General features: G+C 72.7%; 13 protein-coding genes. 10 read left to right on the top strand and 3 right to left on the bottom strand.

Features of this window, described 5'->3' with window-relative positions:
- The 9 genes from ABZS42_RS02175 to ABZS42_RS02135 all read left to right on the top strand — a co-directional run bounded on the left by ABZS42_RS02175 (position 1) and on the right by ABZS42_RS02135 (position 7,033).
- Entirely contained in the window at positions 1 to 801 is an 801-nt protein-coding gene (locus tag ABZS42_RS02175; RefSeq protein ID WP_355141619.1) for a ParA family protein, read from the top strand.
- Complete coding sequence (locus ABZS42_RS02170) at positions 791 to 2,335, top strand: ATPase, T2SS/T4P/T4SS family (RefSeq protein ID WP_355141617.1); 1,545 nt, start codon at positions 791 to 793, stop codon at positions 2,333 to 2,335. The genes ABZS42_RS02175 and ABZS42_RS02170 overlap by 11 nt, the downstream gene beginning before the upstream one ends.
- A gap of 4 nt (positions 2,336 to 2,339) precedes the next feature.
- Positions 2,340 to 3,242, top strand: coding sequence for a type II secretion system F family protein (locus ABZS42_RS02165; protein ID WP_355141615.1), 903 nt, complete (start codon positions 2,340 to 2,342; stop codon positions 3,240 to 3,242).
- Between the two features lie 58 nt (positions 3,243 to 3,300).
- Positions 3,301 to 4,167, top strand: coding sequence for a type II secretion system F family protein (locus tag ABZS42_RS02160; RefSeq protein ID WP_355141910.1), 867 nt, complete (start codon positions 3,301 to 3,303; stop codon positions 4,165 to 4,167).
- Positions 4,168 to 4,193: 26 nt separating this feature from the next.
- Positions 4,194 to 4,403: a hypothetical protein gene (locus ABZS42_RS02155; RefSeq protein ID WP_076468877.1), complete on the top strand. Its 210-nt coding sequence runs from the start codon at positions 4,194 to 4,196 to the stop codon at positions 4,401 to 4,403.
- Positions 4,404 to 4,475: 72 nt separating this feature from the next.
- Positions 4,476 to 4,922, top strand: coding sequence for a TadE family protein (locus ABZS42_RS02150; RefSeq protein ID WP_355141613.1), 447 nt, complete (start codon positions 4,476 to 4,478; stop codon positions 4,920 to 4,922).
- The gene (locus tag ABZS42_RS02145; protein ID WP_355141611.1) at positions 4,907 to 5,386 is read left to right on the top strand and encodes a TadE/TadG family type IV pilus assembly protein; all 480 of its coding nucleotides are present in this window, start codon (positions 4,907 to 4,909) and stop codon (positions 5,384 to 5,386) included. Before ABZS42_RS02150 ends, ABZS42_RS02145 begins: the two co-directional genes overlap by 16 nt.
- On the top strand, positions 5,383 to 5,808 hold the full coding sequence (locus ABZS42_RS02140) for a hypothetical protein (RefSeq protein WP_355141609.1): 426 nt from the start codon (positions 5,383 to 5,385) through the stop codon (positions 5,806 to 5,808). The genes ABZS42_RS02145 and ABZS42_RS02140 overlap by 4 nt, the downstream gene beginning before the upstream one ends.
- A 13-nt stretch (positions 5,809 to 5,821) precedes the next feature.
- Complete coding sequence (locus ABZS42_RS02135) at positions 5,822 to 7,033, top strand: LysM peptidoglycan-binding domain-containing protein (RefSeq protein ID WP_355141607.1); 1,212 nt, start codon at positions 5,822 to 5,824, stop codon at positions 7,031 to 7,033.
- A 70-nt stretch (positions 7,034 to 7,103) separates the two neighbouring features.
- Here the strand turns inward: ABZS42_RS02135 and ABZS42_RS02130 are convergent, their stop codons facing one another.
- Positions 7,104 to 7,955 (bottom strand): Rieske 2Fe-2S domain-containing protein, encoded by an 852-nt coding sequence (locus tag ABZS42_RS02130; protein ID WP_355141605.1) that lies wholly within the window; start codon positions 7,953 to 7,955, stop codon positions 7,104 to 7,106.
- Between the two features lie 120 nt (positions 7,956 to 8,075).
- Positions 8,076 to 8,723 carry a 5,6-dimethylbenzimidazole synthase gene (gene bluB, locus ABZS42_RS02125; protein WP_355141908.1) on the bottom strand — a complete coding sequence of 216 codons (648 nt, stop codon included), beginning with the start codon at positions 8,721 to 8,723 and terminating at the stop codon, positions 8,076 to 8,078.
- Positions 8,724 to 8,784: 61 nt separating this feature from the next.
- Here bluB and ABZS42_RS02120 point away from each other — a divergent pair, with 61 nt between their 5' ends.
- A complete protein-coding gene (locus ABZS42_RS02120) occupies positions 8,785 to 9,549 on the top strand; it encodes a crotonase/enoyl-CoA hydratase family protein (RefSeq protein ID WP_355141603.1) in 765 nt (254 codons plus the stop codon).
- Positions 9,550 to 9,609: 60 nt separating this feature from the next.
- Here ABZS42_RS02120 and ABZS42_RS02115 read toward each other — a convergent pair whose 3' ends face one another.
- Positions 9,610 to 13,896, bottom strand: a complete 4,287-nt coding sequence (locus ABZS42_RS02115) for a discoidin domain-containing protein (protein WP_355141601.1) — start codon at positions 13,894 to 13,896, stop codon at positions 9,610 to 9,612.
- Between the last annotated feature and the right edge of the window lie 21 nt (positions 13,897 to 13,917).

Genomic DNA, 13,917 nt, shown 5'->3' with positions numbered 1-13,917 from the left:
ATGGCGATCATCGCGCTCGTCTCCGCGAAGGGCTCACCGGGCGTCACCACCTCCGCGTTGGCCGCCGCACTCACCTGGCACCGACGGCTCGTACTCGCCGAGTGTGATCCGGCCGGCGGTTCGATACTCGCCGGCTTCCTCGGCGGCGCGCTCGACGGGCCACGCGGCATAGGTGAACTCGCCGTCGGCGAACTGCGCGACGGGAACCTGGAGACCGCGTTCTGGTCACAACTGGTCGACCTGGACGCGCCGCGGCGGGAACGGCTGCTGCTGCCCGGGGTGGTCGACCCGGCCCAGTCCGGCAGCGTCGCCCCACTGTGGCAGCGGTTCGCCGACTTCCTCACCGGCCTGGAACGAGGCACACCCCCGTACGACGTGCTGGTCGACTGCGGTCGGCTGCACGTGACCAACCCGCCCTGGCCGCTGCTGCGCGCCGCCTCGGTGGTGCTCGTGGTCACCCGTGCCGAACTGCCCGACCTATCCGGCGCGCAGGCCATGGTCAGGGCGATCGAACGGGACTTCACCGAGCATCGGGTTCCGCCGGGCAACCTGCGGCTGCTGCTGGTCGGTGACGGGCACGGGCGCACCGAGATCAGTCGGGTGCTGCGCCTGCCGGTGATCGCCCGACTGCCGTACGACCCGCGTACCGCCCGGGTGCTCGCGTTCGGCGGAACCGTGCGCGCCGGACGACCGCTGATGCGCGCGGCCGCCGCGCTGGAGGTGCCGGTCGGCGCGCTACTGGACCGGCGCCGGGCCCGGCTGGGCTGGCCCGTCCCGCAGGGAGTCCCCCATGCGCTTTGAGCCCGTCTCAGCCGACCCGCGGCAGCAGCCGCCGGCCGTCGGCCCGGTCGCGCCGCCGAGCGCCACCTCGGTCGCGCCGCCGCTCGCCCCGGCAAACGGCCGGCACCAGGCACCGCCGCTCCCCGGCGCGGCCACCACCTCCCCGCCCCGGCCACGGGTCGACTTCCAGGTGGTCCGGGAACTACGCCGACAGCTCAGTGAACGTCTCACCCTGTGGCAGCGCGGCCGGGAGTTCACACCCGACGAGGAGGACACCGAGCGGGCCCGGCTCGCCGTGGCGGTCGTCTCGGAGTACGCCGACTCGGTCCGCCGGGCCGGTACGCCGATGCCCGCCGACGAGGAACGGAACCTGCTCGACCAGGTGACCGCGGAGCTGGTGGGGCTGGGCCGGCTACAGACGCTGCTGGTCGACGAGACCATCGAGGAGGTGCACATCCTCGGCTGTGACCAGGTGCGCATCACCCGGCACGGCGGCGGCTCCGACTGGGCCGAGCCGATCGCCGACAGCGACGCCGAGCTCGTGGAGATCCTCCAGGCGGCGGCCCGGCGGGCCGGGGCCACCGAACGCTCGCTCTCCACGTCGAAGCCCACCCTGGACCTGCAACTTCCCGACGGCAGCCGGCTCGCCGCGGTGTTCCTGGTCAGCCACCGCCCGTACGCGGTCATCCGCAAGCACAACACGTTGGACGTGAGCCTGGACGACATCGCCGGCTCCCGGCCCGACCTGGACGAGATGATCGATCCGCTGCTGCGCGACTTCCTCCGCGCGTCCATGCGCGCCGGGTTGAACATCATGGTCGCCGGGCTCGCCGGTGCCGGGAAGACGACGGTGATCCGGGCTCTCATGAACGAGATCCCGCCGGACGAGCCGTACGTGCTGCTGGAGGAGAGCCGGGAACTGCTGCCGGCCCGTCGCCAACCGCGGCACCGGGCGGTGATGAGCTTCGAGGCCCGCGAGGGGCACGGCGAACGGGGACACGACGGCCGTCCGGCCGGTGAGGTCACCATCGCCGACCTGATCCCAGTCTCGCTCCGGATGGGCGTACTGCGGATCATCGTCGGCGAGGTCCGGTCCCGGGAGATCGTGCCGATGCTCCAGGCCATGACGACCAGCCGGGGCTCGATGTGCACCATCCACGCCCGTACCCCGGCCGGAGTCGGCGAACGGATCGTGGAGCTGGCCCTGGCGCACGGCCGGGAGATGACCGTCGACCAGGCACGCCGGATGGCGGGCAACGCGCTCGACCTGATCGTCTACGTGACCGTCGAGGACGAGACCGCGATCGGTGGCCGCAAACACCGGTTCGTCTCGCACGTCGAGGAGGTGATCGGTGCCGGCGACGCCGGCCGGATCACCACGACCACGGTGTTCGGCCCCGGTCCGGACGGCCGGGCGGTCCCCCGGCATCTGCCGGAACGCGTACGCGACCAACTGCTCCGGGTCGGGTACGACGCGCGGTTGCTGACCCGCTGGATCGAGGCCGGCGCCGGCGCCTGGCGGCGGCCACGGCAGACCCGACTGGCCCGGCGGTGACGGCGTGCGCGACGACGTCGAACTGATCGCGGTGGTCTCCGGCGCCGCCTGCGTGGCCGGGCTGGTCCTGGCGGTGGTCGCGCTCGTCGGCACCCGGCGCCCGCCCGGACCTGCCCCCGGCGCCGGGCCCGGGCTGCGCCGCCTCTGGTACGGGTCGGGCGGCACCCCCGGCGAGCGGCGCAAACACCAGGCCCTGCTGATCGGCGCGCTGGTGGCCGGAGCGGCGGCGTTCCTGCTCACCGGCCTGCCCGTGGTCGGTCTGCTGGTCGCGGTCGCGGTGCCCGGCACTCCCTGGCTGTTCAACGTGGGCCGGGCCGAGCAACGCGCCATCGCCCGGGTCGAGGCGGTCGGCGAATGGACCCGCCGGCTCAAGGACGTCTCCGCCACCGGGCAGGGACTGCAACAGTCGATCATCCATACCGTCGACACCGCGCCGGAGGAGATCGAGGAGGAGGTACGGCTGCTCGCCGCCCGGCTCCAGGCCGGCTGGCTGGCCCGCGCCGCCCTGCTCGCGTTCGCCGACGAGATCGGCGACCCGGTCTGCGACCAGGTGGTGGCCGCGCTGATCCTGCACCTGACCGACCGGGGCGACCGCCTCGGCGACGTGCTCGGCTCGATCGCCGCCGCGGCGGCCGCCGAGGTGGCCACCCGGCGGGAGATCGAGGCGAAGCGCACCCAGCCTCGGTTCGCGGTGCGGTTCCTGACCGGGATGACCCTCGCCACGCTCGGCTACGGGTTACTCAACAGCGAGTACATCCGCCCGTACGCCACGCCGATCGGCCAGCTGGTGATGGCGGCGCTCGGTGCGATCTTCATCGGCCTGCTGGCCTGGGTGCGGTCGATGAGCCAGCCGCAGCGGCCGGCCCGCTTCCTGCCCGCCCCCGATCCGGAGGAGGCGATCGCGTGAGCGCGAGGAGCGGACCCGTGGAAACCACGGGTGGGAGGCCGGGCCGGTGATCACCTACCTGAACTGGCAGCTCGGGATCGCCGTGGGCGGTGGGGCAGCCGTCGGGCTCGGCCTGTTCCTGGTCGTACGCGAGTTGGTGCCGGCCTCCCCGGCGCTCGGGCCCGCGCTCCGCCGGCTGCACCAGCCGGCGGGCACGACATCGCTCGCCGTCCCGGCCGGACGACGCCTGGACTGGCTCAGCGGGTTCTCCCGGTGGCTGCGCCCGCCGCACCGGCAACTCGCGCTGATCGACCAGACCCCCGAGCAGTACGCGCTGTCGCTACTGCTGTCCGCGCTGGTCGGGCTGGCCGCGCCGACCCTGCTGGGGGTGGCCTGCCTCGTACTCGGCATCTCCCTGCCACTGGCGCTGCCGGTGCTGGGCAGTCTCGGGCTCTCCCTGGTCGCGGCGCTGCTGGCGCACCGGTCCGTGCTGGCTCGGGCCGCCAAGGCTCGGGAGGAGTTCCGGCAGGCCGTCTGCACCTACCTGGACCTCGTGGCGTTGCAGCTCTCCGCCGCGCACGGACCGGTGCAGTCCCTGGAGCGGGCTGCGGCGGTCTGCGACGGCTGGGTCTTCGACCGGATCGCCGAGGCGCTGCGGATCGCCCAGATGCAGATGCACTCACCCTGGGACGAGCTGCGGGACCTCGCCGACCGGATCGGCATCCCCGAACTCGGCGACGTCGGCGCGATCATGCGCTCATCCGGCAGCGAGGGGGCGCAGGTGCACGAGACCCTGCGCAGCCGGGCCGACTCGCTGCGCGACCAGATCCGTACCGACAACCTCGCCCGGGCCGAGGGTGTGACCAGTCGCCTCGACATTCCCGGCGCGCTGCTCGTCTTCGTCCTGCTCGGCTTCGTCGTCTACCCGTTCATCGCCCGCATGTGAACCCCCGACCCGAGAAGGAGCACGCCATGTCCCTCTTCACCTACGTGCACGTCGCGTTGACGACCCGCCTGGCCGAGTTGCGCCGCGACGGCGAACGCGGGGACAGCCCCGTGCCGACCGCCGTCATCATCTTCGGCCTGGTCTTCGTGGCGACGATCGTCACCGGTCTGGCCCTCGCCAAGGCGGAGGACTGGATGAACGGCATCCCGGCCCACAGCAACCCGACCAAGCCGTAACCGCCGATGCACCGGGCCGCTCAGCGCCGGGGGCACCGGACGGTACCCACCGTCCGGTGCCCCCGCACGTCCATGACCGGCCGCCTCGCGCGCCGTGCCGCCCGCCGGCTGGCCGGCGCGGCGCTGCGGCGGGCGACCGCCGGCGGCGCGGACCGCGGCGCCAGCCCGGTCGAGTTGGCGGTGGTGATGCCGGTGATCCTGGTGCTGCTCTTCGCCTCGGTGCAGATCGCCGTCTGGTTCGTGGCCCGATCGACCGCGCTGAACGCCGCGCAGAGCGCGGTGAACGCGCAGCGGGTGCACCAGGCTCCCGCCGACGCGGGTGCCCGGCGGGCCACCCGCTTCCTCCGCGCCTCGGGTGACTGGCTGGTCGGCTGGGAGCGGCCCGGTCCGTCCTGCCAGGCCGGTGCCGCCGAGGTGACCTGCACCGTGCGCGGCCGATCCCTCTCGGTGATCCCGCTGGTGAGTTTCCCGGTGGTGCAGACCGCCCACGGGACGAAGGAACGGTGGACCACGCCGTGACCCGCGACAAGGGACGCGGTTCGGTCTCCATCGAGGTGGCGGTGCTCGCCCCGGCGTTCATCGCGCTGATCGTGCTGGCCGGGGTTACCGGCCGCAGCGCGGTGGCGGCCGAGGCGATCGAGGCCGCCGCCCACGACGCGGCCCGGGCCGCCTCCATCTCCCGGGACGCCGGCACCGCCCGCGACGAGGCGCGCAGAGCGGCCCGGCAGCAGCTGAAGTGGGAGGACATGACCTGCGTCGACGGCCCGACCTTCACGTTCAGCGGCTCGGTCGCCGGCCGTCCCACCAGCTTCCGCGCGGCCTTCCAGAGCCGGGCCGGCCGCGAGGCCACGGTCACCGTCGAGGTGAGCTGCACCCTGTCCTACGCGGACCTGCACCTCTCCGTACTGCCCCGCATGCCGAGCGGCAACGCGGTCTCCGCGAGCTTCACCTCACCGCTGGACCGGTACCGGAGTCGCGGATGACCGCCGGGCCGGGCCGCGACGCCGGGCGGGTGAGCATCTTCCTCGCGGTGGCGATGGTGGGGGTGCTCGCCATCATCGGGCTCTCCTACGACGGGGCCGGTCAGCTGCGTACCCTGCAACGCGCCGACAACCTGGCCGCCGAGGCCGCCCGGGCCGGCGGGCAGGCCGTCGACCGGGCCACCGCGATCGCCGGCGGGCCGAAGCGGATCGACAAACGGCAGGCCCGCGCCGCGGTGGCCGACTACCTCGCCGCCGCCGGCAGCGCCGGACACACGGTCGGTTTCCCGGTGATGGACGGCGAGACCTTGATCCACGTACGCGTCACCGTCACGTACCGCAGGTCGATGCTCGGCCTGTTCGGCCTCGACGACACCGTCACCGTCACCGGTGAGGCGACCGCTCGTGCCCTCACCGGACCGTAGAAGGAAGGCAGCCATGGGTCGCTCCGCTCTACGCCGGACCGGACGGATCCTCACCGGGTTCGGCGCGCTGATCGTGCTATGTGCGGTGCTGGTGGGCGCCCCGGTGGCGCTGCTCGCCCTCGCCGGCAACCCGCTCCCCGACCACGTACCGGCTCTCGCCGAGGTCGGCGCCACGCTGACCAGCCGCGACGACGGGCAACTCTTCCTGCGGGCGTTGGCCGTCGTCGGCTGGTTCGGCTGGGCCACGTTCACCCTCTCGGTGCTCATCGAGCTGGGTGCGCAGGCGCTGCGCCGGCCGGCGCCCCGGCTGCCGGGTATGAGCCGGCAGCAGCGCGCGGCGGCCGCTCTGGTCGGCTCGGTCGCGCTGATCGTCGCCGCCGCCCCGGCGGCCAGCGCCGCCACGGTCGCCACCCAGGCGTACGCCGGACCGGCTACGAACCTCACGGCCACTACCACCCAGGCGTACCCCGGACCGGACGCCGCCGGACTGCGGGCAGCTCCCTCGGGCGCGCGGGTCACGTTCTCCACCGCCCCGGCGGTCGCTTCCGGTGCGGGCTCGGCGGTGATCTCGAACGTGCGGGACACGTCGACCGGAGCACCGCCCGTGTACCGGGTCGCGAAGGGCGACTACCTCGGCGCGGTCGCCGACCGCTACCTGGACGAGTTCGCCGACTACCGCGAGCTGGCCCGGATCAACCAGCTCGCCGACCCCGACCGGATCCGCCCGGGACAACTGCTCAAGCTACCCGAGCAGGCGACCGACCGGGGCGTACGACCCCATGCCACCGGTCGCCTCGTGGACCGTCCCTCGCCACGTCCCACGCCGGCCCCCGAGCGGGTCGCCGGGGCACACGAGACCCGGCCGGCGCCGGGCACCCCGGATGGCGGGAACTCGCACGGCGACTCCGCGCGGTCCGACTCCGAGGCGCCCGCGATGGCGGTGGGCGCGGCCCGCGCCGGTGAGCCGGACCGGCTGAACCGCCCGTTGGCGGTCTCCGCCGTACTCGCCGTGGCCGGCATCGTCGGCGCGCAGATAGGTGCCGTCCTCGGACTGCGCCGCCGCCCGGCCACCGCCGGCACCCGGACGGGCGCCCCGAGTGCGGCGACGCGCGGACGGACGGGTCCGCCGGCGACCAGGGTGGTACGCGCGCTGCCCAGCGGCCAGGCCGGGGCGCACGCCCGGGCCGCCGGTGAACTACCGGGCGGCCGACACCGCCGCGACTGAACCGGTCCCGACGCCGCCCGCCGCCCGGCAGAAGGCGTGCCCCGCCCGCTCCGCCGCACCGGCGCGCCGCTCAGGGCAGTCGCGCCTCGAGCATGCCGTTGCGGACGCGGGTGGGCAGCACCTGCGCGTCGTTGCCGGACGGGCCGTGCACCACCTCGCCATCGTCGAGCCGGAAGGTGCTGCCGTGCCACGGGCAGACCACGCAGTCGTGCCCGTCGACCTGCTGCACCTCGCCCTGGCCGAGCGGGCCGCTCTGGTGCGGGCAGCGCTCCAGCATCACTGTCACGTCGTCGCCGTGCCGGTAGAGGATGACCGAGACGTCGTCGATCTCCTTGGTGATCAGCTGCCGCTGCGGGAGACTCGCCATGTCACCCAGCGCGTGCCAGCCCTGGCTGATCAGGTGCAGCTCGGAGATGCTCTGGCTGACCTGAGCGCCCTGCTTGTACGCCAGGTGCCCGCCGATGTAGGCGCCGAGGCTGGCGACACTGAGGCCCGCCATGCCGAGCGTGCGACCGAGCCGGTGCTGACCGGAGAAGCGCGCGGCCAGCGAGCCGGCGTAGCAGGCCACCGCCAGGGAGTTGCTGGCGGCGTGCACCAGGCCGACCCGGCGCTGGTCGGGTGCCAGCGCCGCCCAGTCGTTGAACCCGGCGACGGCCGCCGGGACGGCACTCACCGTGCCGACCGCGGTCAGGGTCGTGGCGGCCCGGCGCTGCCCGGGCATCAGGTCGAGGATCGCCGCGCTGATCCAGGATCCGATCGTCACCTGCACCATCGCCGGGTGCAGCGGGTGGCCCAGCGGGACGCCGTGCAGCAGGTCTCGGATCCGCTGCGGTCGCAGGACCGCCTGGACCGCGCGCTGCAACGGGTCACCCACCCGGTCCAGCCGGGTGTTCTGCTCGATTTTCGTCAGGAGTGCTCGCACGGGTACCGACTTCCCGGTCCTCGCCGTCGCAAACCGGTCGCCGGGGACGGATTCGTAGCCGGGCGTGACCACAGTGCGATCCCGCCGTGACGGGTTCCGCAGGTGACACCGGCGGCCCGGTCAGTCGGCCGCCGGCCGCCAGCGCTCCGCGTGGATGGCCTCGGCCAACGGACGCTTCTGCCGCCAGCCGTGGCGGGCCAGGTCGGGCACCTTCTCCAGGTGGGTCACGGGCCCGACGCAGAGCCAGGCGATCGGCCGGATGCCGGCTGGAATGCCGAGCAGTTCGGCGAGCCAGGGCTCCCGGTAGAAGGAGACCCAGCCGACGCCGAGCCCTTCGGCGGTGGCGGCCAGCCAGAGGTTCTGGATGGCGAGGCAGGCGGAGTAGAGGCCGGTGTCGGCGATCGCGTGCCGGCCGAGCACGGTCGGTCCGCCGCGGGCCGGGTCGTACGTGACCACGATCGACAAGGTGGACTCCCGCACCCCTTCGATCTTGATTCGCGCGAACCGCTCGGCGGCCTCCCCGGTGAGCGTGCCGGCGAAGGTGTCCCGCTCGGTGCTGACGTGCTCGTGGAACCGGTGCCGGGTGTCCGGGTCGCGGACGACGATGAAGTCCCACGGCTGGGAGTAGCCGACGCTCGGCGCGGCGTGCGCGGCGGCAAGGATCCGGTGCAGCGTGTCGTCGGGCACCGGAGCCCCGGTGAACTGACCCCGCACGTCCCGGCGGCGATGGATGACGTCGTACAGGTCGGTGTTCACGGCACCCCTCATGATCACTTTCGCGGCATGGTAGCCCCTGGCGTACCGGAACCGCCGCGGGCATGCTGTGTCGATGGGCGTACGGGTCGAACGTCACGGACCGGTGACCACGGTCATCCTGGACCGGCCGGCGGCGCGCAACGCCGTGGACGGGCCGACCGCGCGGGCGCTGGCCGACGCGTTCCGCGCCTTCGACGCCGACCCGGACGCCTCGGTCGCGGTGCTCTGGGGCGCCGGCGGCACGTTCTGTGCCGGCGCCGACCTGAAGGCGATCGGCACGCCGAGCGGCAACCGGGTGGAGCCGGACGGGGACGGACCGATGGGCCCCACCCGGCTGGCCCTGGGCAAGCCGGTGATCGCGGCGATCTCCGGGTATGCCGTCGCCGGTGGTCTGGAGCTGGCGCTCTGGTGCGATCTGCGGGTCGCCGAGGCCGACGCGGTGCTCGGCGTGTTCTGCCGACGCTGGGGCGTCCCACTGATCGACGGGGGCACCGTCCGGCTGCCCCGGCTCATCGGCGAGAGCCGGGCGATGGACCTGATCCTCACCGGCAGGCCGGTGCCGGCGCCGGAGGCGTACGCCATGGGTCTGGTCAACCGCCTGGTCGCGCCGGGCACGGCGCGGGCCGAGGCCGAGCAGCTGGCCGCCGAGCTGGCGCGGCACCCGCAGCCCTGCCTGCGCAACGACCGGGCGGCGGTGCTCGCCGGTGCCGGGCTGCCCGAGCCGGCGGCGATGGCAACCGAACTGGCGTACGGGATGGATTCGCTGGCCGCCGACGCGGCGGCGGGCGCGGCCCGGTTCGCCGCCGGCGCCGGCCGGCACGGCGCCCCGGCCGGCTGACCGGAACGGCGGACGCCGCCGGGAGAGTGCTCTCCCCCGGCGGCGTCCAGGTGTGGGCGGTCAGTTGCGGATGATGGTGAACGTCGAGGTGGTGTTCCTGATGTCGACGTCGTTGCCGGTCAGGCGGAGGTTGTTGAAGGTCGCCGAACCGACCGCCGGGCCCTGACCCGGCTCGGGCATCTCGTTCGCCCAGACGGCGAAGCCCGACTTGGCATCGAAGGCGTCACCGCTGCGCCGCGCCCCGGAGATCGAGACGTTGGTGAAGACGGTGTCGGTGACCGGGTTCTCCGGCTGGCTGCCGGTGTACTTGGTCTGGAACATGATCCCGGAGTACGTCGGGTCCACGATGTCCACGTCCGTGATCCGGATGCCGCGGAACTCCTTCGACGCCGAGAAGACCCAGATCGCTGGGAAGGTCTGCGCACCCCAGAAGTGACCACCGGACCGGATCAGTGAGATGTTCTCGAACCGGGTGGGTGGGCTGGCTCCGAACCCGATGAACGGGTAACCGAAGTCCAGCGAGCTGATCGTGATGCCGGAGTACGTCAGCTGGTCGGCGATGTAGAGGTTGCGGAACACGTTGTCGTAGCCGCCGTACACGGCGATGCCCGCCGCCCGCCAGGTCAGCGTGGCGGTCAGGTTCTCGAACACGTTGCCGTGATTACCGGTCGACGCGCCCTGGTCGGTGGCGGAGAAGAGCGCGAACGCGTCGTCACCGTTGGACCGGCCCTCCGAGTTGGCGACCAGGTTGCCGGTGCTGCCGTTGGTCATGTTCACCGCGTCGGCGAACGTGTTGCGGAACCGGCTGTTCGTGATGGTGAGACCGCTGACGCTGACCCCCCAGTACGCGCAGACGGTGTGCTCGACCCAGACGTTGTCCAGGGTCATGTCGTCGACGTCCTTCAGCTCACCCCAGACCTTCCCCGGCCCGTCGATGCGGTTGGTGTAGTTGCCGAAGAACGCGAGGTGCTCGAAGGACGACCCGCTGGCCGAGGGTTCCACCCGGAACCCGGCGTCGGTGTTCTGCTGCGACGTCGGCGTCTGGAAGCGGGTGAACCACATGCCCGCGCCGACGACCTTGACCGGCTTGCCGTAGACCTGGAACTTCTGCGACGTCTCGTACGTGCCGGCCGGCAGGTACACCCCGGTCAGCGTGCCGGAGGTGTCCATCCGTACCGCGTCCAGGGCGTTCTGCACGTCGGAGTGGCTGAACCCGTTCGGTACCGCGTACCGCGCCGGGTCCGGGTTGGCCCGCGGCGACACCTGCTCCAGGTTGATGAAGTCGATGGCGTACGTGGTGTTGTTGGCCGGGTCCTTCTGAAGCCGGATCCGGCTGCCGGCCGGGATCGTGGAGTTCAGCAGGACATTCGCCTCGTCGTAGAGGTGCCGGGGCGGCCCCGCGCTCGGCGAGTCGCTCGGGCCGGCCTCGGCGCCGTACAGCCAGATGTGCTTCGAGGTGAGGCCGATCGGCTTGTGCAGCACCCCGTCGACGTAGATGTTCAACGTCGAGTCGATGCCCCCGCCGCCCGGCGCGTCCGGGATCGAGAAACGGGTCACCAGCGCGTTGGCCGGGGCCTTGGTGGTCCACTCGACGTACGCGCCGGTGTTGTTGAGGGTGACCGCTCGTCGGCCGGACGCCTCACCGGCCAGGTCGCCGATGGTCCGGTTCGGCGCGAGCACCTGCGCCCCGCCACCGACCGTGCCCTCCTCGGCCTCGTACATGTCGTACGGCAGGTTCGCCCCGCGCCCCACGAAGAGCGGTCGCTCGCTGGTGTTGTTCTGCCGCTTCACCGGCAGCTCGTTGGCGTCGTCGGCGAGCACCACCCGGACGGTGTACCGGCCATTGGCCGCCGTCCAGCCGCCGAGGCTCACCGGTCCGGCGGTCGCACCGGCGGCGATGGTGCCGCTGTACGAGCCGGTCAACGTGCGGACCACGCTGCCCGAGTCGTCGACCACGGTCAGCGTGATTCCGTGCGCGCCGCCCGCCGAGGCGACAGTGCCCTGGTTGCGGATGGTCACCGCGAAGTTGACCGTGGCTCCCGCGCTCGGCGTGCCGGGCGACCAGGTCACCGCCGAGGCCACCAGGTCGGAGCTGGCCACCGGGCTGACGGTGAGCGCGTTGGGGCTGGTGTAGCTGTTGTTCGCCTCGTTCTGCTCGATCACCGTGTCGGCCTCGTCGACCTTCGCCACGAGTTCGTAGCTGCCCGCGTTGCGCGGGCCGATGTTCGCCGAGACGGTGGTCGACGCGCCGGCGGCCAGCGCGCCGACGTTGGCCGTGCCGACCTTCGTCGTACCCAGGTAGAGGCCGACGGCGGTGGCCGCGGCGCCCGCGGTGCCGGCGTTGCGGACCGTGGCGGAGAGGGTGATCGAATCGGTCTCCACCGGCGACGCGGGCGACGCGGTGAGGCCGGTGACCGTCAGGTCCGGGTTCGGCGCGGGCACCCCGATCACCTGGAGCTCGGCGACCTGCCCGTTCGACGAGCCGGAGTTCGCGGTGAACTGGAGCCGGACGTCGGCGGCGGTCGCCGAGACCGGGATGGTCACCGTGTTGCCGCTCGCCGGATTGAACGAGTAGGTGGCCGACCCGGCCAGCGTGCTGAACCCGGAGGCCGACTGCTCCCGGCCGAGCACCTGGAACGTCTGGGTACGCGGTCCCCAGACCGGATCGGGGTTGAGCTTCACCACCAGGGAGCTGATCGTCGCGTTCGCGCCGAGCGACACGGTCAGCGTGCTCGGGTACGCCCCGGGCGCGCCCTCCCAGTAGGTGGTGACGTCGTCGTCGTTGGCGTTGACGGCGTTGAAGATGTGCACCACCGAGGAGGCGGTGATCGGCTTGCCGACGGCGAGGTTGGTGCCGCCCGGCGTGCTGCCGGGGCGGGTGACGATGTTGCTGTTCGCCGACACGTTTCCCGCCGCGTCCCTGGCGCGAACGAGGTAGGAGACGGTCGCCGACGCGGGTTGGCTGTCGGTGTAGGTGAGCGTGGAACCGTTGATGCTGCCGCGCAACGTGCCGTTGGCGTACACGTCGTAGCCGGTCACCCCGACGTTGTCGGTCGACGCGGTCCAGGTCAACCGGATCTGGCCGCTCGCCGGCTGCGTGTAGGCCAGGTTGCCCGGCGCGGTCGGTGCCGTCGTGTCACCGGTCTCACCCGGACGGGTCACCGAGTTGCTGTTCGCCGACTGGTTGCCGGCGGCGTCCCGGGCCCGTACCTGGTAGGTCACCGTGGCGGAGGCGGGCTGGGTGTCGGTGTACGTGAGCGTCGAACCGCCGACGCTGGTGCGCAGCACCCCGTTGGCGTAGATGTCGTAGCCGGTCACGCCGACGTTGTCGCTCGCCGCCGTCCAGGTGAGCCGGACCTGGTCGGCGGCCGGTTCGGTGAAGGCGAGGTTGCCGGGTGCCGAGGGCGGTTCGATGTCGCCGGTCGCCGGGCCGTACACCTCCAGCTCCGAGAGCTGCCCGGCGGGCCAACCGGTGTTCGCGGTGACCAGCAGGCGGACGTACCGGGTGGCGGTGTTGGGCACGTCGACCGTGACGGAGTTGCCGGAGCCGGGGTTGAAGGCGTACGACGCCGAGGCGACCAGGGTGCTGAAGCTCGACCCGTTGGTGCTGCCCTGCACGGTCAACGTCTGGCTGCGCGCGCCCCAGCCGCCGGGCAGTTTGAGCACCAGCCGGTTGACGTTCACCGTGGCGGCCAGGTCGACCTGGATCCACTGCGGGAAGGCGTTGTTGGCGCTCTCCCAGTAGGTGCCGGCGTTGCCGTCGTTGGCGTTGCCCGCGCCGTAGACGTCGGCGTGGCTGCTCTCCCCCATCGTCCTGCCGAGCGCCAGGTTGGTCGACGAGGTCGCCGCGCCGTACACCTCCAACTCGGCGAGCTGGGCGGCCGACCAACCGGTGTTCGCGGTGACGTGGACGCGGACGAACCGGGTGCTGGTGGCCGGGAAGTCGATGGTCACGGTGTTCCCGCCGGCCGGGCTGAACGACCGCCCGGCGGCGGAGACGATGGTGCTGAAGCCGCTGCCGTCCGCGCTGCCCTGCACGGAGAGCGTCTGCGTACGTGCCTCCCAGCTGCCGGGCAGCTTGAGGACCACCTGGTCGATGGAGTGGCTGGAGCCGAGGTCCACCTGGGCCCACTGCGGGAGGGCGCCACTGCTCTCCCAGTAGCTGCCCTGGTTGCCGTCGGTCAGGTTCGCGGCGACGTACGGCGCGTTGGTGCTGCTCGCGGTGGTGTTCCTACCGGCGGCGAGGTTAGGGCCGCCCGCTGCGGCGGCGGGTGGCGCCGGGGCCGCGGTGACGGTCAGGCCGATCACGGCCAGTACCGCGATCGCTCGGGTACGGAATCTGGACATGGTTGCGGACACCTTCTTCCC

This window comes from Micromonospora sp. NPDC005367, assembly GCF_040606825.1.
In the GTDB taxonomy this organism is placed as follows: domain Bacteria; phylum Actinomycetota; class Actinomycetes; order Mycobacteriales; family Micromonosporaceae; genus Micromonospora.
This window is presented reverse-complemented; position numbering and strand designations above follow the sequence as displayed.